The organism is Methylocystis sp. Sn-Cys (assembly GCF_016745395.1).
Taxonomy (GTDB): domain Bacteria; phylum Pseudomonadota; class Alphaproteobacteria; order Rhizobiales; family Beijerinckiaceae; genus Methylocystis; species Methylocystis iwaonis.
This window is the reverse complement of the sequence record NZ_JAERVJ010000008.1, coordinates 139,050-163,157: the sequence shown is the minus strand read 5'-3', so window position 1 is coordinate 163,157 and position 24,108 is coordinate 139,050. Positions and strand designations below refer to the sequence as shown.

Here is a 24,108-nt window from a genome sequence, read left to right as displayed (position 1 = left end):
GATGAAGAGATTATCGACAAGCCGCGCCGCCGCTAAGTTTTTGGCGGCGACGCTTGTTATCGGAGCGCTCGGCGCGGCGGCGCCGGCTCAGGCGGCGCGATGCGGCAATGGCGCGGGCGGCTTCGAGGCGTGGAAACAGGCGTTCGCCGAGGAAGCGCGCGGGCGCGTCGGCGCCGCGGGCATCGACGCCCTCATGGACACCCATTACAACTCCCCGACGATCGGCGCGGATCGCGGCCAGAAGAGCTTTCATCTCTCGCTGGAAGCCTTCATGACGAAGCGCGGCGCCTCGGCCATTGTCGCGCGCGGACGCCAGCTCAAACATTCGCAGGCCGCGCTCTTCTCCTCGATCCAGAGCCGCTATGGCGTGCCGCCGGGCCCGCTTTTGGCGATTTGGGGCATGGAGACGGGTTTCGGCGCGGTGCATGGCAATCAGCACGCGCTCTCCGCCGTGGCGACGCTCGCCTATGACTGCCGGCGGTCGGACTATTTCACAGATCAGCTCTACGCCGCCCTCGAGCTGATCGACAATGGGAGACTGTCCGCCAGCGCCCGCGGCTCCATGCATGGCGAGATTGGCCAGACGCAGTTTCTGCCCAAGAACATTCTGCAATATGGCGTCGGCAATCTGGACAACGCCTCGGCGGCGCTGATGTCCACGGCGAATTTCCTGCACGCGCATGGCTGGCGCGCGGGGGCGGGCTATCAGCCGGGAGAGCCCAATTTCGAGGCGATCCAGGCATGGAACGCCGCCTCGGTTTATGAAAGAGCCATCGCCATCATCGGCCGCCAAATCGACGGCGGCGGCGAATAGCTCGATTTGCTAAGTCCGCCGTTTGGAAAACGGCGGACTTACATGATGACGGCCTATTCTGCGGCGGTGCTGTATCTGTCGGTCTCGTCCCGTTCCTCGGCTTTTTCTCCGTCGGTCTCGGCCGCCTCTTCTTCAACCGTCTCTCGGGACGGGTCCGCGTCCGGGTCGGGGCCGTCGATCGGCGGCAGCGGCGGCGTCTTGAAAGCCGCGGCGGCGGTGGCGATCTGCGGCGGCGGCTTGCGGCCGCGATGCACGAGATAAATGAGGAAAGCGGCGACGACGCCAAGGCCAAGCGTCAGATAGATCGGCAGATCGCGCATAAAAGTGCGATCGACCGAGAAAGGAAAGCGCGACACCCATTGCTCGCCGTGGTCGCCGGTCACGGTCACGATGCCGACGAAATAGCCGCCCTCCTTGAAGGTGTGCTCGAAATTCACCGTACCGGTTGGATAGAGCTTGGGCGGCTGGTAGGCGACGGTCGCCGCCTCGAGATTCTCGTTCTCTTTTTCCGGGCCGCCCACGTCCTTGACGATACGTATCTCGATCTTCATGTCGCGGAGCTCTTGCTGCTCCGCGTCGAGCACCATGATGATCGGGCCGGTCGCGGGGATGTCCTCGCAGAACTCGTTTTTCGAGGCCTCGGGCAAATAGCCCGTGAAGTTCATGACGTCGGGGCCGATGTACAGCCGGCAGCGGCCTTCGGCGGCGCCCAGGCGCCCATGCGCCTCTGCCGGCGCGGCGAAGAGCCCTGTGAAAGCCAGAGCGCCGGCGGCCGCAAAAGTTCTGAGCAGCCTCATGTAGCTATGAAACGACGTCGGCGCGTCATCACTCATCTTCTCCTCCTGGTCCTCGTGCGGCAAAGACACGCGACTCCCGGGACATCCGCATTGCGCCGCGCAATCCCGCCGCTCCGGCGGGAAGCCGGGCGACGCCCTTCCCTCGATGTTAGCGTAATCCGTTTGAACGGCAAGGGTGCGACAATCAGTCATCTATGCGGCTTCGCACCATGGCTGGCCGCGCGTTTTTCCCCTCGAAACCGCCTGGACGCCCGGGGGCGCAGGGGAAGTCGAGGGCTCCTGGCACGGCGCTTGCGCCTTTCGCAACCGCACAAAAAAAAGCCCGAACCGGCGGCGCAGCCGTCATTGCGGGGCAAAGCGACGAAGCGATCGGGAGTTGCGACGCGGCCCTGATCGCTCGCAATGACGGATCCGGGGCGTTTCCTGGCGAGCGGCGGGACGCCAAGCCTGTTCTCTACTTTCCATTAATCCTCGCGCCACCTTAACAAGAGTTCATCCAGGCGCGCCTTGCCACCCAAATCGGGCCAAGCCATATTGCACTCAGCCATAATGGTTGAGGCTACGAGCGATGGTCGGAAATCCGTCCGCGCCGGCCTTGGGAGATCGAGAGGATCGCTATGTCATATTACGACCGCAACTCGAACTTCGGCTACGGCCGCGGGGTCGCCCGGTCGACCACGGCCGAGATCGACGAAGGCCTGCGCGGCTATATGCTGGGCGTCTACAATTACATGACGCTGGGCCTCGCCGTGACCGGCCTCGTGGCGCTGGGCACCTATATGCTCGCGGAGCCGCAATTCGTCGGCGGCAAGCTGGTGGCTCTGTCGTCCTTCGGCCAGGCGCTCTATCTCTCGCCGCTGCGCTGGGTGGTGATGCTATCGCCGCTCGCTTTCGTCTTCCTGATCGGCGCGCGCGCCCAGACCATGTCGGCGGCGACGGCGCGTAACCTGTTCCTCGCCTTCTCGGCGTTGATGGGCCTGTCGATGTCGTCGATCCTGCTGGTCTACACCGGCGTTTCGGTCGCCCGCGTCTTCTTCATCACGGCGGCGGCCTTCGGCGGCCTCAGCATCTACGGCTATATAACGAAGCGCGACCTCTCGGCCTTCGGCTCCTTCCTGGTCATGGGCGTGTGGGGGCTCGTTATCGCCGGCCTCGTCAATTTGTTCCTGCACTCCAGCGGCCTTCAGTTCGCGCTGTCGATCCTGTCGGTGCTGATCTTCTCGGGCCTCACCGCCTGGGACACGCAGAACATCAAGGACATGTATTACGAGGGCGATGGTTACGAAGTAGCGCAGAAAAAGAGCGTCTTCGGCGCGCTGTCGCTCTACCTCGACTTCATCAACATGTTCCAGTCGCTGCTGTATCTCTTCGGTCAGCGCAACGACTGACGCTTTGAGGCGGCCTAAGCCCGATCCGGAGAAGCCCCGCGCGAGCGGGGCTTTTTTATTGGCCTATTCCGCGCCGACGATGCGCAGCCCCTTGTCGAGCACGCGCAAAACGCGCGCGAGGTCGTGCCCACGCCGCATAACGAGCCCGCCGGCGGCGATCACCGCATAGGCCCCCTGCTTGCGCGCCAGCTCAGGATTTTTTTCGATTCGATATAGCGGCGCTTCGCTGGTCCGCCGGAAAATCGAGAAAACCGCCTTGGCGGGCGTGAAGTCCAGCGCGTAATCGCGCCACTCGCCGGCGGCGACCTTGGCGCCGTAGAGATTGAACAGGGCGTTGAGCTCGCGCCGGTCGAACGAGACCTGCGCCGCCGCCCGGTTCTCCGCCCCCTTCGCGTGGTCCCCCTGCCCCGAGCGTCCGGAGCCGCCCACCACCACAAAGGCTGGGCGGGAACGGCTGGGCTCCGTCGTCTCCGACTCCGCCATGCATGTTCTCCAAGCTTGCCATTATGTTCGCGCGATGCGGGCTGCGGGGCAAGCGTTGTTTGTCATCGACGCGACATATTAAAGGGCTTCCGCGCCTTAACCTCGGCACCTACAGTCATTAATCACAATTTAGCCTGCATTGGGCCCCTTGCGCGTCAAACGGCTAGCCCAATATTTCTTCTCATTGCCGCGACCGGCTTCGGCGCGCTTTTCCGGTTTTCGTCAGCCCCCCAGCCCCCCGGGATCGCGCGTTCTCAAGTCGCAACAGGTCCGGTGATGACGGGCCGGCCGGGAGAAATCCCGCGCCGGCCCTGTCTTTTGACCGCTGTCCCCTTGCAATTTTTGGACAAATGCCAAACTCAAGCAGCGCGCCGCAAGGCCGCCCTTTTTGCCTTTTTAATCAGGACTCCCGCGCCGGAGCCTGACCGATTTGGAGCACTCATGACCAAAGACGCTGTTACTGCCGAAGCGCCGCAAGCCGCTCAGTTCGGCTTCGAAGCGGATGTCGCGCAGCTTCTCGAGCTAATGACGCATTCCGTCTATTCGGAACGCGAGGTTTTCCTTCGCGAGCTTATTTCGAACGCCGCCGACGCCTGCGAGAAGCTGCGCTACGAATCACTCTCCGACGAGAGGCTCGCGGCCGAGGCCGGCGCGCCGCTGGTCACCATCGCGCTCGATAAGGAAAAGCGCCAGCTCACCGTCGCCGACAATGGCGTCGGCATGTCGCATGACGAGCTTATCAGCGCGCTCGGCGCCATCGCCAATTCCGGCACGCGCGCCTTTTTGGATAAGCTCGGCCAGGAGGGCGCCGGGGAAGGCGCGTCGCTGATCGGTCGGTTCGGCGTCGGCTTTTATTCCGTCTTCATGGTCGCCGATCTGGTCGAGGTCGCCACGCGGCGCGCGGGCGATGACCAAGCCTGGCTCTGGTCGTCGCAAGGCAAGGGAACCTATTCGATTGCGCCGCTCGCGCTCGACGACGCGCCCAAGGTCGGCGCGCGCGTGACGCTGCATCTCAACGCTGAATCCGACGAATTTCTCGAGCCCTGGCGCATCGAGAACATCGTGCGCGAACATTCCGGCGCTGTCTCGACGCCGATCGACCTCATCGAGGAGCCTGGCAAGGAGCCGCGCCGAATCGCCGACGGTCAAGCGCTCTGGACCAAGCCGAAGTCGGAGATCACCGAGGAGCAGTACACGGACTTCTACCGACAGCTCTCGGGCTCCTTCGACGAGCCGGCGCTGACGGTGCATTGGCGCGCGGAGGGCCGCACCGAATATACGGTGCTCGCCTTCGTGCCTGGCTCGCGTCCGTTCGACCTCTTCGAGCCCTCCCGCAAGAGCAAGTCGAAGCTTTACGTGCGCCGCGTGCTCATCTCGCGCGACGTCGAGCTTCTGCCGGCCTGGCTACGCTTCGTGCGGCTCGTGGTCGATAGCGCGGACATTCCCCTCAATGTCTCGCGCGAGATGGTGCAAAAGAGCCCCGTCATCGCCTCGATCGGCAAGGCGGTCGCGACGCGTCTCCTCCAGGAGCTCAAAAAGCTTGCCGAGAACGAGCCCGAGAAATTCGCGACAGTGTGGGAAAACTTCGGCTCTGTGCTGAAAGAAGGCCTGCACGAAGACCCGAGCCGCCGCGACGATCTCTTCGCGATTGCACGGTTCACCTCGAACAAATCCGACGGCGAGACGCGCACGCTGAAAGATTACGTCGCCGACCTGCGCGAGAATCAGACAGCCATCTATTACATCACCGGCGACGACGCGAAGCGTCTGGCGACGAGTCCCCAGCTCGAAGGCTTCCGCGCGAGAGGCGTCGAGGTTCTGCTGCTCGACGACGCCGTGGACGCCTTCTGGGTGACGAACGCGCTCGGGTTCGACGGCAAGCCGTTCAAATCCGTGACTCAGGGCGCGGCGGACATCGACGCCATTGCCCTGCTCGACGAGAGCAAGGAGGAAACCCCGCCGGCCGCCGATGTGGGCGATCTCGTCGCCGCGCTCAAGGAGACCTTGTCGGACGCCGTCGAGGACGTGCGCGTCTCGACGCGGCTGACCGAAAGCGCCGCCTGTCTCGTTGCGTCCGAAAAGGGCCTCGACCGGCAGCTTGCGCGCATTCTCGCCGAAACCGGACAGAAGGGGCTTTTCGGCAAGCCGGTGCTGGAGATCAACGCCAAGCATCCCGCCGTCGCGGCGCTGGCGGCGAGCCTGCGTGAGAAGGGTCGAGAGGGCGCGGCCGATGGGCTGCATCTCCTGCTCGATCTCGCGCGCGTCGCCGACGGCGAGGCGCCTGTCGATCCGGCGGCCTTCGCCAAGCGTCTGTCGGCGCTGATCGCCAAGGTCGCATAGACATGGACATGCGCCGCGACCCAGCGCCATTCTCCGCCATCGAGAGGCAACCCTCGCGCGCGGAGGCCATTGCGCAGGTCGCGGCCTATCTGAGCGATAGCGGCGTGGAGGCCGCGCAAGCCCAGGACGACGCGCGGGCCTTGCTGCGCGCGGCGGCGGGGCTTTCGCGCCTGGAGCTGGCGATGTCTCCCCAGGCGCCAATTACCGACGACGAAGCCGACCGGCTTTCGCGACTGGCGGCGCGCCGCGCGGCGCGCGAGCCGGTCTCGCGCATTCTCGGGGAGCGCGGCTTCTGGACGCTCGACCTCGTCGTCTCTCCTCAAGTTCTCGACCCGCGCCCCGACACGGAGACGCTCGTCGAAACCGTTCTTGCGCTCCTCGACAAGCGCGACGCGCCGCTTTCTATTCTCGATCTCGGCGCAGGGTCGGGGGCGATCACCTGCGCTTTGTTGAGCGAATTGCCGGCGGCGCGCGCTATCGCGGTCGATCTCTCGCCTCATGCTTGCGCGGCGACGGCTGAAAATCTCGCGCGTTGCGGCTTCACGGACCGCGCCATCGTGGTGCGGGGAAGATGGGCCGAATCGCTCGCCGGTCCCTTCGACGTCATCGTCTCCAACCCGCCCTATGTGCGCGCCGGCGATATTTCCACCCTCGATCCGGAAGTCAGGCTCTATGATCCTGCGCTCGCGCTCGACGGCGGGCGGGACGGACTCGATTGCTACCGCGAGATTGTCGCAGATGTTGCGCGATTGCTGAAATCCGACGGACTTGTCGCATTCGAGGTCGGCTCGGATCAGGCGGTGAGCGTTGCTTCCCTCCTTGGCGCGAAGGGTTTCGCCATTGCGCGGGTGGGCAGAGACGCGGGCGGCCACGAGCGCGTCGTGGCCGCGCGTCCGGCTCAGCCGTAGACGTGACATATTCGCTACAGTGCACTCGATTTTAACCGTAGAACGCGACGCCGCACTTGGCTCGGGGGGATGCAGTCTCTATAGTCTGAACTATATCAGCTAAACGAAATCGAGATGGGGATCTCGACAATTCCGGGCCCGCCTCGCGAGCGACGCCTCAGGACAGGCCGGCAAAGGCTGGCGTGTAAGCTGCATGATCCCGGCGGAGTAAAACCACGCTGATCGTCACGGCGCGCCTCCTTTGAAGATGCGCGGCCATCGATGTCCGCTTGGTTGACATGTTAGGCGACCGCGCCGAGAGGCCAGGCGAGTCGCCGAGCGATACAGGGAATCGCGCAGGGCCAAGCGGCAGCAACAGGATCGATGACGGCGCGGTCAATGGCCGGCCTCCGATCCGTCGATACGCAGCGCCTGCGGAGCGATCCAAACGAACTTCCTTCGGCGGAAGGAACGGCATGGCGCGACCTGCCATTTGCATCATTTGCGCATGAATTGCGCGAAGCTTTCGGGGGAATTATGAGACCAGGACAAAACAAGAGAATGCGGGGGCGCAGCGGCCGGAAAGGGCCGAACCCACTGACGCGCTCTTACGAGTCGAACGGTCCAGACGTCAAAATCCGCGGCACCGCCCAGCATATCGCCGAGAAATATTTGCAGCTCGCGCGCGACGCGCAGTCGTCTGGCGACACGATCATGGCCGAGAGCCTGCTGCAGCACGCCGAGCATTATTTCCGCCTCATCGCCGCCGCGCAGCTCGCGCAGCAGCAGGCAAGCGGCTACGGCCGCCCGCCAATGGAGGCGGAAGTCGAGCTGGAGGACGACGACGATTTCGCCGCCCTGCCCGATCGCTTCGCGCCGCTCTCCGAGCGCTTGCCGCAGCCGGTTTATCAAGGGCAGCCGCAGCAGCAGCCTTTCGCGCCGCAGCAGCCACAGCCGCAACCCCATTACGCGCAGCAGCAACCCCAGCCGCAGCCCTATGAGGAGCGGCCGATCGGAGAAATGCGCGCAGAGCGGCCGGAACGCCCGGAGCGGCCCGAACGGCCCGAGCGTGCGGATCGGCAAGAACGCATGGAGCGGCCAGAGCGGATGGAGCGGCCAGAGCGCGGCGAGCGACCGCCGCGGCCGGAGCGCCCGCCCTTCCGCGAGCGCAGCGCCGAGGGTGAGCCGCGTCGCTTCGAACGCGGCCGCGACCGCCGCTTCCAGCGACCCGAGGCCAGTGACGAACCGCCGCCCGGCCTGCCCTCCTTCATCACCGCGCCGCCCGCGCGCGCGCCTGTCGCCGCCGAGGGCGACGCCCCCGAAGCCGGTTTCGCGCCTGCCGAGCGCCCGCAGGCGCGCGAGCACGAGGGGGTGAATTTCCACCTCAATCCGCGCCGCCGCCGCCGTCCGCGCGCGCAGCTCGACGAAGCCGCCAGCGAAGCTCGCGAGGAAGCGACGCAGCCAACCGAGCTCCCGCTCGAGCCGGACCGTCTCTGAGCTTCATCGAAACCAAAAGAGCCGCCTCAGACCGAGGCGGCTCTTTTCTTTTTCAAAGGCGCATCAGCTCTACGAAATCCGTGAGACCAGTTCGGTGTCATTCCCGACGCTCGCGCAGCGAGTGATCGGGAATCCAGAGCAAAACCTGCGCTTTTGTGGCTCTGGATTCCCGATCGGGCCTTTGCCCCGTCGGGAATGACAAGCGCCAATGCGATCTATTCAAACGGAAACGGTATCAGAGGAGCGTCAGAGCATCGCCGACCGCCACGCGTCCGCCCTTTTCGACGCGGGCGTAGACGCCGCAGTCGACGTGGCCAAAATTCTTTCTCAGCGTCTGCACGACATCCATATCGCGCCGCCCCGTGCCGGGCTCGACGCCCGTCGCCGCGCAACGGTCGGTCATCTTCAGTACTGAAAGCGTCGCGTCGCCGATCTTCAGCGTGCGCCCCGGCCAAGCGGCTTCCGCCCAAGCGTCTGCGCCCTCGATATAGAGATTGCCGCGAAAGCGCAGCGGATCGACGCGGGTCCCTTGCGCCTTCTCGATCTCTGCAACGCTTGCGAGATTGATGAGCGAGACGAAGCCCGATTTGGAATCGGTGAACCGAAAACCTTCGGGCGCCTCTAGCAGCTTCACCGGCCCGCGAATTTGCGCGTCATCGACATATGCGCTCAGAAACGCCTCGATTGCGGCGCGCCCCTCTGACGTGCGCAGATTGGCGCGCACCGCCTCACGGCCACCCTCCGAGATCGCGAGCGTTCCGCTCTCTTCGTCGTAGCGGGTGGCAAGCCCAGCGAGGGCGCCATTCTTCATGAGCATGAGAAACTTGATCTTGGGCTGATGCTCCGGCGCGGCCGGGTCGAAACCCGAAGGCCCGTTCTCCAACGCGAAGAGCCGGTCGCAGGGGAAATAACCATCCGTCGGGAGATCGGCGGCGCGCAGCGGCTCCGGCGAGAGGCCCTTGACTGGATAGCGGTAGAGTTGGGCGAGGCGCATGACGACTCCGGCGCATGAAAACCGGCCGCAAGTCACGGCGAAGAGGCGCCGTTGTCAAGCGCAGCTCGCGGCGTCGGGCTCGCAATCTCCAGCTCCGGCAGCGGGATTGCGCTCTCGAACCGGCGAACCAGATAGCATCGAGCGAGCGTAGGGACGAATGCGTGAAGTCCCTGCGCGAAACTCCGCCTTTGCATTGGAGCTTGCCATGAAGGTGAAGGACGTGATGCACCAGGGCGTCGAATGGGTTTCGCCCGACACGCCGGTCGCAGAAGTGGCGAAAAAGATGCGCGAGCACGACGTCGGCGCAATCCCGGTTGGCGAAAACGATCGCCTTGTCGGCATGGTCACCGACCGCGACATCACCATCAGAGCCGTCGCCGAAGACAAGGATATTTCCAAGCTCTCCGTACGCGAGGTCATGACGAGCGGCATCATCTATTGCCGCGATACGGAGGATGTCGGCGACGCGATAAGGATCATGGAAAGCAAGCAAATCCGACGGCTTCCAGTGATCGACGAAAACAAACGCATGGTCGGAATCGTCGCTTTGGGCGACATCTCCCACGGCGGCTCGCGCGATCTCGCGGCGGAAGTAATGAAAGCCGTATCGGCGCATCACCGTTGACGCTCGATCGCGCATCTGCGGCGGGAGAGGCAGATATGATCACGCTCGAAGATATCGACGTCCGCCAGGCGCAATCCATCGCAACCCTTGCAAAGGCGGCGCGTGCGCGCCGCGATGAATTGCTCGGCAATGTCGCCGAGGAGGATCTCGGCGAAGCGCCGCCAGCGCGCGGCGAACATAACCCAACGGGGGCTCTCGGCTTCGAGCCCCTGCCTCCCGGCGCCCCGCAGATTGCTGCGCTGCGCGACGCGATGGCGGCTCTCTCTCCAGCAGCGCGCTTCGAGCTTTACGCCCTGATGCGCATTGGCCAGGGGCATCTTGCCGCCAAGGATTTGCGCGAGGGTGCAGCGGAGGCCGAGAGACTCGGCAATGAGACGATCAGCGCCTCGATGATGGAGGACGCCGATCTGCACGACCACATAACCAAGGCGCTCTACGAAGCCGACCTCTCGTGATATGGCATCTCATCGATTTGGTTCGGCGCCATTTCCGACGCTCGCGCCGTTTGAACACACAGGAAAACACTGCCGTCATTGCGAGGAGGCGGAGCCGACGAAGCAACCCAGGGCCGCATCGCTGTCCTGGATTGCTTCGCTTCGCTCGCAATGACGGGCGCTGGGCAAAACTAGCGCTCTCCTGGCTCTGGATTCCCGGTCGGGGGAATGACACGCGCGCGATCGAGCTGTTCAAACCGAAATGGTATCAGCCAGCATTCGGGAGATGGCGATCGAACCAATCTATCGCCAGGCTGACGACCGTCTCCAGCGTTCCGGGCTCCTCAAAAAGATGCGTAGCGCCCGGGACGATATCGAGGCGCTTCGCGCATTGCAGCATGAGCAGCGCCGATTGATTCAGTTGTATAACCAGATCGTCCAGGCCGCCAACGATCAACAGAGTCGGCGCCTTCACCAACGGTAGCGCTCTTTCGGCGAGATCAGGGCGACCGCCACGCGAGACCACCGCGCCAACCAGGGCGGGTCTTGCTGCTGCAGCAACCAAGGCCGCCGCGCCGCCGGTGCTTGCTCCAAAGAGGCCGATCGGCAATCCGTGCAAAGCCCGCTCGCGCGTCGCCCATTCGAGCGCTTCGACGACACGCTCGCCCAGTAAAGCGACATCGAAGACGTTACGGCGATCTTGCGCTTCTTCCTCGGTAAGAAGATCGAACAGCAAGCTTGCGAATCCGCGCTTGGACAGCTCCCCCGCGACAAAGTTGTTGCGTGGGCTCAACCTCGACGAACCGCTGCCATGGGCGAAAATGACGAGACCCTGCGGTTCACGCGGCTTACGCAGAACGCCTTCGAGACCTTGGCGACCGACGATGACCTCTTCCTTGATGACGCTCTCGGTCATGGCGCGCCTCCTGCGTTAAATTAGCCAATTAATGCACGACACGCAAAGGGCGACTGGCGCCTTTCCCTATGAACAGCTCGCACGGGACCTTGTCATTCCCCGCGGGCTGGAAGCCCGACCGGGGAACCAGAGCCACAAGAGCGCTATCGTTGATCTGGTCTCTTGCCGCAGGCGTCCCCGCTAAGCGGGCCGCCATTCGTAAGCTACTCGCTTACCGTTCAACGCCCTCACGCTACCGCGCGGGTGAGTAGCCGATGGCCGGAGCGGCCGCAGCGCAATGCGCTTTTGCTTCCCCGGCGCCAGATGAAACCAATTATCCTCCGGGAGAAATTCTTCACACTCTATGCAGACCGACTGCGCGAAAGAATCCACGGTCAACATCAGGGCAAAGCCCGCGCCGTCGAAAACAACCCCCGCTCGTAAGCCACATTCGGCGCGCGCTATGCCGAACCCAAGCGGGAAGTGAAATGCTTCCAACACATGGTCTGGATTGTCTTTCGGCCGGAACGCCGCGACAGTGACGTCATGCGACGGCGGTCCGAAATTATAGGCGAGCGCCGTGTCGAAGAACCCGCCCCAGAACGCAATGTCTCGAGTGACGCTCACCTGTCCCGGCGCCACTCTGATCGAGCGTGTCGCGTGCATGACAATGGTTCTTCCGTCGCGGTAGCAGGTCAGCGACGCGTCGCCTTCGAGCGTCTCGGGCCCGGCATTGACGAGGTGCAGATGAAGACCATTCACCCCTTCGTCTATCAGGAACGTCTGCGCCGGCGCAAAGGCGCGCTTCAACGCGTAATAGGAGGATTTCGGCAATCGGTCTGAATCGAGAACGCCCCACCCCGGCCCCGGCCAAAGATCCTTCAAGAACCAAACAAGCGCGCCACGCACCTCCGAACCGCAACGCCGCCACTCCGAGATGGTCGACGTCATCGTTTCGGCGACGCAAGCGCGTGCGAGGTCGAGATAGCGGTCAGGGTCGGACGCCCGCAGCCGCTCTGGCTCGCAGCCATAGAGAAGCCGCATATAGTGCTCGGTGACGTCCCTGAAATCCTGCAGCGCGCCCATGTCGCGCGGGATACGAGGCTCCCAGAGCGGCGACGCAATTTGCGCCGACCCGAAATTGCGCAGGATCGACGCCGTCTCCGGCGGACAGGAAAAACCGAGGCACTCGGTGGCAAAACGCACATTGGCGCGTCGGGCGTCATCGAGCGGGCGGCGATAGGCGCCGACGCCATAGTAGTGAGAAACGCCATAATCGGATTGGAAGGGCAAGGCGCCGCCGGAAGGCGAGTTCTCAACGTAAATCACGTCGGGCCTTTGCTGCCGCACCGCTTCCGGCAAAAGCTCCTCATACAATGGCGAACGCCATTTCGCCTCGGCAATCCCCATCATCGCGGCCTGCTGATAGACCTCGCTGCCCCCACAAGTCACCGCCAAAGACGGCGACGCCTCGACGCGGGAAAGAAACTCTGCGGCCTCACGCGCAACGCTCGCACGAAATTCAGGCGCGTCGATTGGGTAATCGAAGTTGGCGAAGGCGAAATCCTGCCACACCATGATCCCGAGTTCGTCGCACAGCTCGTAAAAGTCGTCGCTCTCGTAGTAGAGTATTCCAGGAACACGCAGCATATTCATGCCCGCGTCTCGCACCGCTTCAAGGAGCGGCGCAAGCGTCTGGCGTGAGCCGTCGAGACTGTGTGGATCCGCTCCCGTCCAGACGGCGCCGAGACAGACGAGCGGCGCGCCATTCACCGAGAGGGCGAAATCGGCGCCGTCTTCGCCACGCGAAAGGTCGACGCGGCGAAAGCCCGTGCGCCCGAGATCGACGCTAACGCCGCCGATCTCGGCGTGAACATCGTATAATTTCGGCGCGCCGATGCTGTGAGGAAACCAAGGCTCGTAAGCAACCAGCCGGAGTTCGGCGACGAGACGTCCCTCCCCTTGCTTTTCAAAAGCTACATGACGCTCGCCACAGAATAGCGTGCCCGAATCCACTTCGGGCGTGGCGACATCCACCTTGACCGCAAGTGTCGCGCCCCTCCTATCGACCTCGGCGCGAACCGCCGCGTCACGCAAACGCAACGGACCGTGCTCGATCAACTCGACAGCCCGATAAGGCCCGACCGGCGGCGTCGGCGGCGCAAATCCAGGTAGCCGTCCCAACGCCGTTGTCCGAATGTGCCTCAGCCCGCTGGGAACGATCATGCGCGGGCGCCAACGCGCGCGCCCCTTCTTCGTGTCTATCTCGCGCAGGACCGAGCGAAACCGGATGTGCAGATCGTGCTGTCCGGGCTGGATAGAACGAATTGCCTCCCGAACGAACATATTGTCACTCGACAGCACCAGCGCTCCGTCCAGGAAAATCTCCGCGAGCGTCGCGAGCCCGTGAAACACGAGATCGGCTTCAACCTCATTCTCGAAGGACAGGCGGTACCAGCAGTCGATCCCGTCGAGCGGCGGCAGATGCTCGTAACGACAGCCTTGCTCGATCAAAGCTTGCGCGAGGACGCCGGGGACCTTGGCGGCGCGCCATACAGCATCCGATGGAATTACGTCAGGATGCGACCAGTCGCCGCCTTCGTCGATAAGAAATGACCAACCGTCTTCGAGCCGGCGCCGGCGTTCTCCTTGCACCGAAAGAACGCGCGCCACCTGTTATCTCGCGCCGTCGAGCGTGGCGAGGAGACCGGCGAAAAGGCGATCATAAGCAGCCGCCATTTCATTCAAGGCTTGCGTGGGATCGATCGCCCGTCGCCGGGTTGCCGCCCGCGCCACATTGAATTGCAGCGCCTTTGCCGCCGAGGAAAGCGCGCGGCACTCGGCGCTTTCTCGCGCGAATGCGCCATCGGGCCTCAGCCAGTTGAGATGACTGCCGAGCAGCTCGAAATTCGCGCCAAATTGCCGAAGCGTGTTGAAGGCGAAGACGTTGAAAAAAGCAGGCGGTCGCTGTTCGAGGTTTTGCCAGAGCTGCGGAAACGCAACCGCAAACGCGCTCACAGGATTGCGCTCCGGCCGACGCGCCAGATGCGCGCGAAGAAGCTGCTCTGCTTTTTTGCGAACATCCACCCCCCGCTCGGGTATCGCCTCGAAACGCGCAAACTCCGCATAAGGAAAAAGCGCATCTTCGCGCTTCTGCTCGGGCGCGCGGCCGAGCACGCCGAGGAAGTCGTCGTTCTCGAGCGCGAAGAGGCCGTCATTGTGGAAATAGAGCATTTGCGATTGCGCGACATCAAAGCCGACGATGCCGATCGTCGTCTTCGAATGTTCGCTGTGGTAGGAAATTCCGCGCGTGTCCGGCAGGTAAAAACTATCCACCTCGATGACGACAATGCGCCCGCGATGCAACTGCGTCTCGATATGATTTTCGAGGCTGTCGTAGAGAGCGAGCTCATCCACCCGCAAACCGTACAGAAAGTCGAGATCTGCATGCGACGGCTTGAAGAAAGTGAACTGATCGCCCTCGAAATCCTGACGAACCGTGAAGCCGAGCATAGCCTCGGGCGCGAAGCCATGCGTTGCAATCACCTCGATCCAGAGATCGACATAGCAATTGGTCTGAGGCCAGTCGCGTTCCGGGCGATGCAACGCGTGCGACACATAGCTCGCAGGCGAGACGCGCGGCGCTTCCTCAGAATTGGAGCGCGGCGCGAACTGAAGAAGGCCAGCCATCGGTGTCGAGCCCATGGTGTTTGAACAAGGCGAGCGCCAAGCGCTCCATTCCGAAACCCACGCACGCCGTATGCGCGACTTCATCGGCAGCCGTCTGGATGCCCCAGAGCGAACCAAAGTGGTCCTGATGGTAATTGAAGCTCTGGCAGGCCGTCGGCTTGTCGGCGTCTTCGATCGGAACAAGGAGTTCGAACTTCAGTCCGAGTTCACGCTGGCTGGAGGCCATCATGCGCCCGCTGCGACCAAAGAACGGATCGTTCGCGACGTCGATGTCGAATGGCAGGCCGAGCGCGCCTGCGAATTCCCGGCCGCGATCCAGCCAATCCTGCCGGAAGCTCGTGACAGTCTCCGGCGGGCCGATACGCACAAACTCCCGCATTCGAAACATCTGCATCCGCGCCGGGTCTTTCGACGGCTCGTGACGGAAGCAATAGGACTGCACGTCGAAAAGCAGGCCGCCTTCGGGTAGTTTACCGCGCTGGGCGACGATCGGATAAAGCGGGTAGCAAGCCGCGGGCGTCAGCGCGATCTCTGTCGCCTGTTGCCCGTCGGTCCATTTCTCGCCATTGTGAATCCGATCGAGCAGCAACAAGTGCTCGCGCTCGGATCCGGCAAAACTATGCACGGTCCCTGCGAGCTGGGGAAATGATTTCATGTAGCCGCTCTTTTGAAAGAGCGACAGATTCATCCCAGGCGGAAAGCGGATGACCTCGGCGCCGTCCTTAGCGCCGAAATTCGAGATAAGCGCGTCGATCCCCTCGATGACAGCCTCGAAGCGTCCGCCACGCGCATATAACCCATCGACGCCAGTCGCATGAAGAATGCCTTTGGCGAATAAGTTCTCGAGAAAACTGGAGCAAGCGCCACACATTTAAGAAAGCCTCGGATCGAGTCGATGGGCAAGCAGCATATTCGACAGGTTCTGATAGATCCGGTCGTTCGAGATCATGATCCGCGCCGAGAGCGCGTCCCGCATATGGCGGCCCACGCTGTGCGGACTGTCGTTCCGATAGCCCGAGATCCCGGTGATCAACAGCGCGTGATTGATGATGTCGATCGCCGTTTCAGAGGCAAAAGTCTTTAGATTGTTGAATCGGACGCCGAAGCTCATCGAATTGAGGTCTTCGTGATTCTCCTGCGCACATTCGAAGCGGGCGAGACCTTCCTTGAGCGCTGCGCGCATCGCTTCGGCTTTCGTCGACGCCTCCGCCAAGCGCAATGCCCCGGGCGGCAGCCCGCCGCCACCCTTGCGCGCTTCTGCGCGAACGAAATTTTGAGCGCGCACGAGCGCGTCGACGGCGACGCCATACCACACCGAACCCCACAGAAGATGGGCTGTCGCCAGCATCGATTGCGCGGCGATTTCGGCGAAATCGGCGCCGAGAATCTGCTCGGTCGGGGCCTTGGCTGTCAGAATGAAGCTGTCACTACAAGTCCCGCGCATGCCGAGCGTATCCCATACGCCCGTGCGCGACAGCGTGTATTGATCTTTGGTGATGGCGGCCATGAGCTGGTCGGAGGCGGCCGCATCGGGCGCACGCCGCGCCGTGACCAAGATGGCGTCGGCTTGAGCGCCATAGGAGATCAAAGCGCCGCGCTTTTCGACGCGAAAATCGCTTCCCTCGCGCTCGAAGGCGCAAACGCTCGCGCGCATATTGCCGCCGACGCCGCCTTCAGTGGTGGCCGAAGCAAGAAGCAGTTGCTCGTCGCTGATGCGGCGCAGGAAGCGCTTCCCCCAATCGGTTTCGGCCCCATAAGAGACGAGGCTGGAAACCTTGATCTGATGCATGGCGAAGATCATGGCCGTCGACGCGCAATGCTGTCCCAGCGCGGAGCAAACCTCCGCGACTTCGGCAAGCCGCGCGCCGTCGCCGCCAAATTCTACCGGGATGAGGAGAGACAGCAGCCGCGCGTCTTTGAGAGCCGCAAAGGCTTCAAAGGGAAAACGCGCTACTCTGTCGACCTCCTCCGCATGGCGCGCAGCGACAGCGACGACGCTCGAAATACGGTCGAGCGGGGCGCTCATGCAGCGACGCCTTTACCTTTGAGCTCGGAGATGCAGCTCGCGATCATGTCGATCGACGCCCAGCTTTTTCGGTTGAGCATTCTATCCGGAAACTCGATGTCGAATTTCTCTTCGAGAGCAAGCATAAGTTGAACCGCTGCGAAGGAGGTCAGGCCGGCCGCGTAGAGGTCGGACGCTCCGGTGAGCGTATCGACTGACACAGCAAGGCGGCCATGTTCCTCAAGAGCCTGCCGAATGGCCTCGTTCATTTCCATTTCTCCGCCGATACGGACACACAAGTCCGCGTCGCAATGAATTGCTCGTCGTTTCCGGCGAGGATGTTACGACGCTTGTCTGAATGAACTCTTTATCGGATCGTCGAGTCGGGCGAGAAGATGATCTCGCAGCCAATCGACGCTTTCCTGCGTCGTCAGATTATGGTCGGCGTTTTGGATACGCGACCAAGTGACATTGTCATATGCCCGCAGACCGACGCAATTCTTGCCGAAATATTTGGTCAGCTCATCCTCTCCCAAATCTCCCGCGCTCGTCACGAAGGAGATCCGCGTTCCGCGCGCAGCCAATTCCGCCAATCGCTTCTGCGGTTCGTTCAAGAGCTTTTTGCCGACCAACGAGTGAATCAGCCACATCAATTTGTATTTGGCGGAATCTGCGATCCGCCCCAAAACAACCGAAAGCAGCTTGCGGATAGGCGCTTGGCCTTTGAGCAGCTTGATCAGCCCGTCGCGATCGAGCACGCGAGAGAAATATTCCGTATTGCTGCGAGAGTGATATTTTATCAATTCGCTGACCGAGCGCGCGGGGTCGCGGGCGAAGACCACGAGATTGATGATAATCGCTTGTTCGATCCGCGGGTCGCGGATGGCGGCGTGGAAGGCTTGATAGGCGCCGGAACATACGCCAATCACGGAGACTTTCCCCCTGCCTTGCCCCGCCAGCCAATCGACGGCGGCGAGAACATCCGCAGTTTGCGCCTGCGTGTATATTCTTTCGCCAAAGTCAATCGGCGCCGGGCAATCGCCAATCCCGGTCGTATCGATGCGAAGAGACGCAATCCCATGCGCCGCCAGAACGCGGGCATGGTCGACGGTCATGCGCCGCCAACCCGTGTGCGGATTGGCGCCGCAGTTGAGAAACAGCGCAACACTCTCGACGCGCGGAGTCAGCGGTTCGCAGAACACGCCGAACACATGACCGTTCGCCAGGTGTAGCGGCGTTTCCCGCCACGAAGGGCCCGCGAGCGGCTTGGCGGGTTGCGGCGCACGCGGCGTGGAATTAAAGGGGCGCGTTCGATCGCCGCTCCAAGCGAGCATGTGGTCGACAATGCCGGAAAAGACCTCGCGGGGATGCTCGGTGATCGTCGGATTGGAAACGAGCTCCTCGTAGCCAGTGTAGGGAACCTGCTCGACGGCCGCGCCAAGAAAGTTGAAATGGTTTGCGAGTTCCTGCTGGCTTTGAACGCGATCGACCAAAAGAACGCGAGGCGCCGGCAAGCTTTCCAACTCGAGGAAATTGAGTTTCTTGAGATCGCCGACGAACGAGGCCGGAAGCTCGAAGCCCAGCATGGTCAAAGACCCGTCGGCGCGGGCGGCGATGGAAACGCCAGCCGCATCTGCGAGCATAGTGGCGGAGACACTCAGCTCGCGAACATAAGCGCGCCCCTTGGAAAATGACGCAAGGAGAACGAGGCCTTCGACACGCGAGAGCTGTTGCGCCACAAGGATCGCGACGCCCGCGCCGAGGCCTTGACCAAGCACGATGATCCGGCGCGCTTGCGAGATATCCAGCAGCAAGGCGGCGGCCGCTTTGGCGGCGTCGATCCAATCGTCGAGGCGCCATGGCTCTGTCGAGGCGCCGAGTGAATCACAGACGCCCGGATAATCGAAGCGGAGCGTTGGAAAGCCGGCCGCGGCCAATTCGGCGGCCATTCGCCGCCAGCTTGCGCGAACGCATAATTCTTCATAGCCCCAGGCGCTGCACATCAGCACGGCGACATCGCCCCCGCCCGGATGGTAAAAGCCCGCGCAACCGGAGAAGGTGACAGGAATTCCCCCCTCGGTTGCGGCGCTGAAGGCAGTGGGGATCGTGGCGGTCAACTTTCAACCCCTTCGTAATATTCATCGAGCGCTGCGGGCGCCTCCAAACAGCCGAGAAGATACCAGAGCAGAGCCCCGGTTTTAATCGAATACATTGAATTGCTGATCATCAGCAATGCGATGATGTAAATTGCGGTAAACAGCCGATAGCGCCAGGCCACTTCATCCGAGACGGGGCGCAGCACGAATAAGCTCCAGAGGCCGATGCAGCCGAGCAGCCCGAATTTGGTGAGCGTGTAGGTATATCCTGAATCGGCGACAAAACGCGTCACCTGCACGAAGCCCATGGCCTCCCAAAAATCGAGATGCGAAAGCATCTGACCGGTCAGAAGAAGGCGACCGGCGAAACCATTGTCCCACGGCTTGTCGGGGTTGAGGAAGCCGTTTACGGCAAGAAGCAGAAGGACGCAGAAGGGCGCCAACAGGATCGGCAACCGTCCGATATACCGCGCCAGCGGATACAAGACGAAGCTCGTCAGCGACACCATCAGGCCGAAACGCGCGTCGGCGAGCACGAAAACGGCGGTGGCGGGTAGAAGCTTCATCGCCATGACGAGCGGACGCTCGACATTGCGCAATATGATCCACGAGAAGACAACCGCTCCAAAATTGCCGACCGAAACAGGCTCGAGGAAAATCGACGAAACACGGTGCGGGCCAAGGAACGGCAGGAGCGTGCGCCCCTCCGGCCGAATTCCGCTAGCGAAAAGTCCTGTTCCAGTGGTGTCCGCCGCGGCGGCGTCGACCGTCCCGCGCGCGACGTAATAGGCCAATATGTCGAAGAACTTCAGATAATACGGCAGGAACAAATATTCGCAGATGCCGACGACGAGCACTGTCCAGACGCATATATCGACAAGCCGGTCGCCTGCTTCCGGCGAACCGAGACGGCGGCCAAGAAACAAAAAAACGATCGGGATAAGAATATCCCGTATCGCCTTCATGTCCAACGCGCCTTGCAGGCTGCTCAAATAGAGCGCGAAGGACACATAGCCCGCGAGGACGGCGTATAAGGGCGGATTGTCTCTGAGGACCAGGAGTAAGGCGAGGCCAAGAAGCGCCATCTCCGACGCCATCACAATTGCGGCGCTGACCCCGAAAATCTTCGTGTTGACGAAGCACAGGATGAAATTGAACGTCAGCGCGCCGAAAACAATCCATCCCGCGAAGCTCGCCCCATAACGAGTCTCGGCGGTGCGTAGCCAGTCGAACGCGTCAGAGTGGCCGGCGCTCACGCCGCCGCCCTTTCGCTGACGAGCATGACGCAAGTTGAATCCGGATATTTCGGCCCGAGCCGATCCGATAGGCTCGCCATGTCGGAAGCACGCATATGGTCGCTGTCGACGAGCACGACCAGGCCGTCGGAAATCTCCCTGCAGGCGCGGTCCAGGTTCTCGTCGATGCCTGCGTCTATCAAGACAATGTCAGCGTCCTCTGTCCAAGGCTGAAGCGCTCGTTCGAGGCGCCCCGCCGTCAAAGAATTCCTGTTCCGGCCCGTTACGTCGCCCAGCCACAAGAATTCGAGCGCCCCGGGGCCAGGGCCGTAGATTGCAAAAGAAGCTTCGAATTCTTCGAACGGCGCCAATTCGAATGCGGCCAATTCGAACGGCTGCACACGGCGTTCCGCGCTCACCAAGCCTTCGCCAGCTTTGCGCCAAAAGGTGCTCGCCGCGCCCCCGTCGAGGTCGGTATCGACGACAAGGGCGCGTCGCTTGTCCAAAAGACAAGCGACGCCCAACTCGAACAATATCCTCGATTTCCGTAAATCACCGTCTAGCCCGGCGACACATATGATGCGCGCGCCATATCGTGGCGGTATGGAGAGAATCCAATCGAGCAACTGCTCCGATTGGACCTCTATCGCAGGAGGATCGCCGCGCCGGGAAGCCGCAGCGTTACCCATCGCGTCCCGGCGCGCAAACACCGCCTGCGCAACGACGGGCAGGCCAAGACGGTCTCCCAGCGAAGCGCCGGCGCCAGCATCCACGTTGTTGCTGGAAAGATCGCGCAGATAGCCGAGCGCCGATCCCAGACCCAGGCCGCAGATCAGCACGCCTCCAAGTATCAGCGGCAAGGGCGCGCCGCTGCGTTTCGACGCGGGCGTGGCTTCTGTAATGATGCGCGACGTCGAGCTGTCGACGTCCTGCGTTTCCTCGAGGTCTTTGGCGCGCGTCAAGGAGGATTGGTATAGCGCCCGCGTCGCCTCGAGGCCGCGCTCCAAGGCGCGCAAGCCGATTACCGATTCATTCTGGCGGTATGACTTCTGCTTGAGCTCCGTGAGGGTTTTCTCCAGCGCCGCTTCCTTCGCCTGCGCACGGCGGTAATCACTGAGCGCGGCGCCGACGAGCCGCGTCAGCTCGTCCTTGATCAATCCGCTCACCGTGCGCAACTGGCGGTTTACGTCGACGACGGCGGGATACTGAGCTCCGAACTGAGTTTCTAGCGCCGATTTCTGTTGCATGAGAGCGGCGTATTGCGCGCGCAATCCAATCAACACCTGCGAGGATTCGGCCTCGCTCAATTGGTCCGTCTCGGCGCGCGAGCGGCTCAGCCGCAACGCCTCCTCGTAGCGCGCATGCTGCGTCGCCGTCTGCGAGCGCGCCAGCCCGAGTTGATAGTTCACATCGTTGAGCTGCTGCTCCTCGGTGAGCTTGCCCGCCTGACCGGAGAGATCATGTTCGGATTTGTAGCGTTCGACCTTGACTTCCGCTTCCTGGACCTGCCGAGCCAATTGTTCGGCGCGTGTCTGTAACGCCAGCCCGGCGCGCTTGGCCGCCTCGGTGCGCGCATTGGCCTGTTGCGTGAAAAACGCCCGGCTGATGGCGTTCGCGAGGCGCGCCGAAAGCTGAGGGTCCGACGTCGTGACGACGACGTCGAGAATAAGCGCGCGTTCGCCGCGCACAACCTCGACGCTGTCGATCAACTTGGCTAACGCCGCTTCGCGCGCGTCGCCGCTCTTGGCGCCGAATTTGAAAAGCCTGCCGAAAAAGCCGGGCCCGGCAAAACGCGGGTCGTCAGCCAGATGCTCGCTATCGACGACGGAGCCGAGGACAGCCTTGGACAGGATGAGATAGCGGTACGTTTCGAGATCGAGCAGATTACTGTCGGCGCCCTGGGTTTGCGACGCCGAGTCCGTCTTGGAGACCGCAATTCCACGTGGATCGATCAGCAATTCCGCAGCCGAACGGTATTTCGCCGGCGCGACGAGGTAAAAGACGAGTCCGAGCGCCAAAGCGAGGGCCGTCGTCCCCCCGATCCATCGCGCACGGCGCCGAAGAAACTGAATCAATCGCGCCAAATCGAGGCGATCCTGCGGAAGCGCCCGCGTCCTGGCCTCGAGTTCCGGCCGAGCGCCGAACCTCCCGAGCTGCTTGACGCTTCTGGCCGACACGCGATTCATAAACCCGCTTTCCACGCGACGCCATAAAACCAGGCGTCGGTCGCTGGCCGCAATTTTAAGAACCAGCGGCTTAAAATTCCGCTAACCATATTCGGGGAACCTCACCCGCGTCGCCTCGCCTGAAAGGCGCCGAGCAATGGGGCCGCTCGTGCAGCCAGCCTGTTCGCGACCTTGCTCACCGCCTGGATGTCGCTCGGCGTCAGGGCGCGGAAAGCGAGGATCGCCACGACGTAAAGAATCGCGCCCGCGGGAATAGCAAGAAAGAGTGCAACAGGCTGCGGCCACAGAACAATGATGGCGCGCGCGGCGATCGCGCAGCCCAGCGCCGCGGCGGTAATTCGAAGGACGGCGCCGAGGGGAAATGGGCACTGCAGCCCTTTCTCGATGAAGATGAACGCCAGGATGGTTAACAATCCTTGCACAAAGGCCCGCGAGATCACCGCGCCCTCGAGACCGAAAAACGGAATGACCGTCATTCCGGCCAGGAGCGAGAACAGGACGCCGAGCAGGCCGACACGCACCAGAAAAGCGCCGCGCTCGACCGACATGAGAAACGTCGAGCTGACCGTCGAAATAGCGCCGAGGGCCTGCGCGCCAACAAGGATCGCCGCAGCCGGAGCAGCGTCGGAAAATGCGTCGCCGAAGAGCAGAGGCAAGATAACGGGCGTGATCGCCGCCATACCGAAACAGGCGGGAAGCAGAAGAAGACTCATAAATCGCACGGCCTGCGCATAGGCCTCTTTGAGGCCCGACTGATCCGAAACAGCGTGGCGTTCGGAGAAATAGGCGAGGAGGCCGCCGGTCATGAGCATCGGACCCTGCACGGCCAGGGCGCATAGCGTATAGGCGGCCGAGTAGAGTCCCGCCTCCCGCGCGCCCCGCCAATAATCCAGAAAGGCAAGCTCCACCCGCGACCAGACGATGGTCGAAATGACGCCGACGATCCAGCTATTGACGGCGAAGCGCCATGATCGGCGTTTCAGCTCGTCGGGCAAATCGACTTTGGCGCCGATTAACCGCAAAGCGACGCTCGCCGTCGCCATGCCGCCCACCGCATAACCGAGCAGCGCGCCTTCGGCGCCTCCCATAATAGCCCCCGTCGCCATCGCGATCAGTTGGATCGGGGCCCCAAGAGTCGTCAGCTTCGCAGCTCGGTCGAAGCGCTGCTCTCCCCGGAGCGTGGATAGGCCAAAATTGCCGATGGCCTGACACGCGAAGACAAATCCCACAACGAGCCAGATCGAATCCGGAGAGCTGGACAGAATGCTGAATCGCACATGGTCGCGCAGCCATTCGGCGCCGCCGACGCCCAGAGCGACGCATAGGCCGACGACGATCGCCGTCGTCAGCAACACCATTTTCAAAAAATAAGGAGCAAACGCGCGCGCCTCCAGGTTTTGTTCGCGCGCGTTCAACTCGGGAACAAAACGGGATACTGTGAGAGGCAGTCCCAGATCGGCGAAAGTCACGGCCGTCCCGGCAAGCCAGATTCCCATGCTGACAACGCCAGAACCGACGGGACCAAGCGTCCGCGCCACGATGACCATCCCAAGGAAGCTGCCCAGAGCCGAGCTGAGGCCGGCAATCGTGCCGAAGATCGAATTTCGCGCGAAACGGTCGAAGGACATAAAGTTTCGTTTACCTTTTCGTTTCGAATCCGCTTAGAACGCCGCGCTCATGCTCGAGCTCGAGATAGCCCGAAAACTCGGCGAACAAGTCGTCCCACGCTACGCGTAACCTCT

General features: G+C 62.5%; 20 protein-coding genes. 7 read left to right on the top strand and 13 right to left on the bottom strand.

Annotated elements, in window-relative coordinates; translation table 11 throughout:
- Position 1 precedes the first annotated feature (1 nt).
- Entirely contained in the window at positions 2-814 is an 813-nt protein-coding gene (locus tag JJT62_RS15545) for a lytic transglycosylase domain-containing protein (protein WP_202073684.1), read from the top strand.
- A 53-nt stretch (positions 815-867) separates the two neighbouring features.
- Here the strand turns inward: JJT62_RS15545 and JJT62_RS15540 are convergent, their stop codons facing one another.
- On the bottom strand, positions 868-1,647 hold the full coding sequence (locus JJT62_RS15540; protein ID WP_246744936.1) for a hypothetical protein: 780 nt from the start codon (positions 1,645-1,647) through the stop codon (positions 868-870).
- Between the two features lie 581 nt (positions 1,648-2,228).
- Between JJT62_RS15540 and JJT62_RS15535 the strand changes: the two genes are divergently transcribed.
- Entirely contained in the window at positions 2,229-2,999 is a 771-nt protein-coding gene (locus tag JJT62_RS15535) for a Bax inhibitor-1/YccA family protein (protein ID WP_202073682.1), read from the top strand.
- Positions 3,000-3,062: 63 nt separating this feature from the next.
- Here the strand turns inward: JJT62_RS15535 and JJT62_RS15530 are convergent, their stop codons facing one another.
- Complete coding sequence (locus JJT62_RS15530) at positions 3,063-3,482, bottom strand: DUF2794 domain-containing protein (protein ID WP_202073681.1); 420 nt, start codon at positions 3,480-3,482, stop codon at positions 3,063-3,065.
- A gap of 441 nt (positions 3,483-3,923) precedes the next feature.
- Here JJT62_RS15530 and htpG point away from each other — a divergent pair, with 441 nt between their 5' ends.
- The 3 genes from htpG to JJT62_RS15515 all read left to right on the top strand — a co-directional run bounded on the left by htpG (position 3,924) and on the right by JJT62_RS15515 (position 8,206).
- Complete coding sequence (gene htpG / locus JJT62_RS15525; RefSeq protein WP_202073680.1) at positions 3,924-5,822, top strand: molecular chaperone HtpG; 1,899 nt, start codon at positions 3,924-3,926, stop codon at positions 5,820-5,822.
- A gap of 8 nt (positions 5,823-5,830) precedes the next feature.
- Complete coding sequence (gene prmC, locus JJT62_RS15520) at positions 5,831-6,730, top strand: peptide chain release factor N(5)-glutamine methyltransferase (protein ID WP_202073679.1); 900 nt, start codon at positions 5,831-5,833, stop codon at positions 6,728-6,730.
- 540 nt (positions 6,731-7,270) lie between these two features.
- Positions 7,271-8,206, top strand: a complete 936-nt coding sequence (locus tag JJT62_RS15515; protein ID WP_202073678.1) for a DUF4167 domain-containing protein — start codon at positions 7,271-7,273, stop codon at positions 8,204-8,206.
- A gap of 235 nt (positions 8,207-8,441) precedes the next feature.
- On the opposite strand, the gene JJT62_RS15510 is transcribed toward JJT62_RS15515, so the two are convergent.
- Positions 8,442-9,200, bottom strand: coding sequence for an MOSC domain-containing protein (locus tag JJT62_RS15510; protein ID WP_202073677.1), 759 nt, complete (start codon positions 9,198-9,200; stop codon positions 8,442-8,444).
- 205 nt (positions 9,201-9,405) lie between these two features.
- Between JJT62_RS15510 and JJT62_RS15505 the strand changes: the two genes are divergently transcribed.
- Together JJT62_RS15505 and JJT62_RS15500 are read left to right on the top strand one after the other, a co-directional pair.
- Complete coding sequence (locus tag JJT62_RS15505; protein WP_202073754.1) at positions 9,406-9,825, top strand: CBS domain-containing protein; 420 nt, start codon at positions 9,406-9,408, stop codon at positions 9,823-9,825.
- 35 nt (positions 9,826-9,860) lie between these two features.
- A complete protein-coding gene (locus JJT62_RS15500; RefSeq protein ID WP_202073676.1) occupies positions 9,861-10,280 on the top strand; it encodes a DUF3775 domain-containing protein in 420 nt (139 codons plus the stop codon).
- A gap of 247 nt (positions 10,281-10,527) precedes the next feature.
- Here JJT62_RS15500 and JJT62_RS15495 read toward each other — a convergent pair whose 3' ends face one another.
- The 10 genes from JJT62_RS15495 to JJT62_RS15450 all read right to left on the bottom strand — a co-directional run bounded on the left by JJT62_RS15495 (position 10,528) and on the right by JJT62_RS15450 (position 23,994).
- Entirely contained in the window at positions 10,528-11,175 is a 648-nt protein-coding gene (locus JJT62_RS15495) for a dienelactone hydrolase family protein (RefSeq protein WP_202073675.1), read from the bottom strand.
- Positions 11,176-11,355: 180 nt separating this feature from the next.
- Positions 11,356-13,827: a glycoside hydrolase family 2 protein gene (locus JJT62_RS15490; protein WP_210340690.1), complete on the bottom strand. Its 2,472-nt coding sequence runs from the start codon at positions 13,825-13,827 to the stop codon at positions 11,356-11,358.
- A gap of 3 nt (positions 13,828-13,830) precedes the next feature.
- Positions 13,831-14,844, bottom strand: a complete 1,014-nt coding sequence (locus JJT62_RS15485; protein ID WP_202073674.1) for a DUF1839 family protein — start codon at positions 14,842-14,844, stop codon at positions 13,831-13,833.
- Positions 14,804-15,715, bottom strand: coding sequence for an amino acid--[acyl-carrier-protein] ligase (locus JJT62_RS15480; protein ID WP_202073673.1), 912 nt, complete (start codon positions 15,713-15,715; stop codon positions 14,804-14,806). The genes JJT62_RS15485 and JJT62_RS15480 overlap by 41 nt, the downstream gene beginning before the upstream one ends.
- Positions 15,716-16,870, bottom strand: coding sequence for an acyl-CoA dehydrogenase family protein (locus JJT62_RS15475; RefSeq protein WP_202073672.1), 1,155 nt, complete (start codon positions 16,868-16,870; stop codon positions 15,716-15,718). It lies immediately after the preceding gene.
- Positions 16,867-17,118 carry an acyl carrier protein gene (locus JJT62_RS15470; protein ID WP_202073671.1) on the bottom strand — a complete coding sequence of 84 codons (252 nt, stop codon included), beginning with the start codon at positions 17,116-17,118 and terminating at the stop codon, positions 16,867-16,869. Before JJT62_RS15470 ends, JJT62_RS15475 begins: the two co-directional genes overlap by 4 nt.
- A gap of 72 nt (positions 17,119-17,190) precedes the next feature.
- Positions 17,191-18,966 carry an alpha/beta fold hydrolase gene (locus JJT62_RS15465; protein ID WP_202073670.1) on the bottom strand — a complete coding sequence of 592 codons (1,776 nt, stop codon included), beginning with the start codon at positions 18,964-18,966 and terminating at the stop codon, positions 17,191-17,193.
- Positions 18,963-20,201 carry a surface polysaccharide polymerase gene (locus tag JJT62_RS15460; RefSeq protein ID WP_202073669.1) on the bottom strand — a complete coding sequence of 413 codons (1,239 nt, stop codon included), beginning with the start codon at positions 20,199-20,201 and terminating at the stop codon, positions 18,963-18,965. Before JJT62_RS15460 ends, JJT62_RS15465 begins: the two co-directional genes overlap by 4 nt.
- The gene (locus JJT62_RS15455) at positions 20,198-22,366 is read right to left on the bottom strand and encodes a GumC family protein (RefSeq protein ID WP_202073668.1); all 2,169 of its coding nucleotides are present in this window, start codon (positions 22,364-22,366) and stop codon (positions 20,198-20,200) included. The genes JJT62_RS15460 and JJT62_RS15455 overlap by 4 nt, the downstream gene beginning before the upstream one ends.
- A 101-nt stretch (positions 22,367-22,467) precedes the next feature.
- Positions 22,468-23,994, bottom strand: a complete 1,527-nt coding sequence (locus JJT62_RS15450) for a lipopolysaccharide biosynthesis protein (RefSeq protein WP_202073667.1) — start codon at positions 23,992-23,994, stop codon at positions 22,468-22,470.
- Positions 23,995-24,108: the final 114 nt, after the last annotated feature.

Bases quoted from the DNA above. Each gene is read 5' to 3' on its own strand.
- htpG (WP_202073680.1), top strand. From the start codon at position 3,924: ATGACCAAAGACGCTGTTACTGCCGAAGCGCCGCAAGCCGCTCAGTTC.
- prmC (WP_202073679.1), top strand. From the start codon at position 5,831: ATGCGCCGCGACCCAGCGCCATTCTCCGCCATCGAGAGGCAACCCTCG.
- JJT62_RS15540 (WP_246744936.1), bottom strand. From the start codon at position 1,647: ATGAGTGATGACGCGCCGACGTCGTTTCATAGCTACATGAGGCTGCTC.
- JJT62_RS15545 (WP_202073684.1), top strand. From the start codon at position 2: ATGAAGAGATTATCGACAAGCCGCGCCGCCGCTAAGTTTTTGGCGGCG.
- JJT62_RS15495 (WP_202073675.1), bottom strand. From the start codon at position 11,175: ATGACCGAGAGCGTCATCAAGGAAGAGGTCATCGTCGGTCGCCAAGGT.
- JJT62_RS15480 (WP_202073673.1), bottom strand. From the start codon at position 15,715: ATGTGTGGCGCTTGCTCCAGTTTTCTCGAGAACTTATTCGCCAAAGGC.
- JJT62_RS15515 (WP_202073678.1), top strand. From the start codon at position 7,271: ATGCGGGGGCGCAGCGGCCGGAAAGGGCCGAACCCACTGACGCGCTCT.
- JJT62_RS15505 (WP_202073754.1), top strand. From the start codon at position 9,406: ATGAAGGTGAAGGACGTGATGCACCAGGGCGTCGAATGGGTTTCGCCC.
- JJT62_RS15510 (WP_202073677.1), bottom strand. From the start codon at position 9,200: ATGCGCCTCGCCCAACTCTACCGCTATCCAGTCAAGGGCCTCTCGCCG.
- JJT62_RS15455 (WP_202073668.1), bottom strand. From the start codon at position 22,366: ATGAATCGCGTGTCGGCCAGAAGCGTCAAGCAGCTCGGGAGGTTCGGC.
- JJT62_RS15450 (WP_202073667.1), bottom strand. From the start codon at position 23,994: ATGTCCTTCGACCGTTTCGCGCGAAATTCGATCTTCGGCACGATTGCC.
- JJT62_RS15470 (WP_202073671.1), bottom strand. From the start codon at position 17,118: ATGAACGAGGCCATTCGGCAGGCTCTTGAGGAACATGGCCGCCTTGCT.
- JJT62_RS15500 (WP_202073676.1), top strand. From the start codon at position 9,861: ATGATCACGCTCGAAGATATCGACGTCCGCCAGGCGCAATCCATCGCA.
- JJT62_RS15530 (WP_202073681.1), bottom strand. From the start codon at position 3,482: ATGGCGGAGTCGGAGACGACGGAGCCCAGCCGTTCCCGCCCAGCCTTT.
- JJT62_RS15535 (WP_202073682.1), top strand. From the start codon at position 2,229: ATGTCATATTACGACCGCAACTCGAACTTCGGCTACGGCCGCGGGGTC.
- JJT62_RS15475 (WP_202073672.1), bottom strand. From the start codon at position 16,870: ATGAGCGCCCCGCTCGACCGTATTTCGAGCGTCGTCGCTGTCGCTGCG.
- JJT62_RS15485 (WP_202073674.1), bottom strand. From the start codon at position 14,844: ATGGCTGGCCTTCTTCAGTTCGCGCCGCGCTCCAATTCTGAGGAAGCG.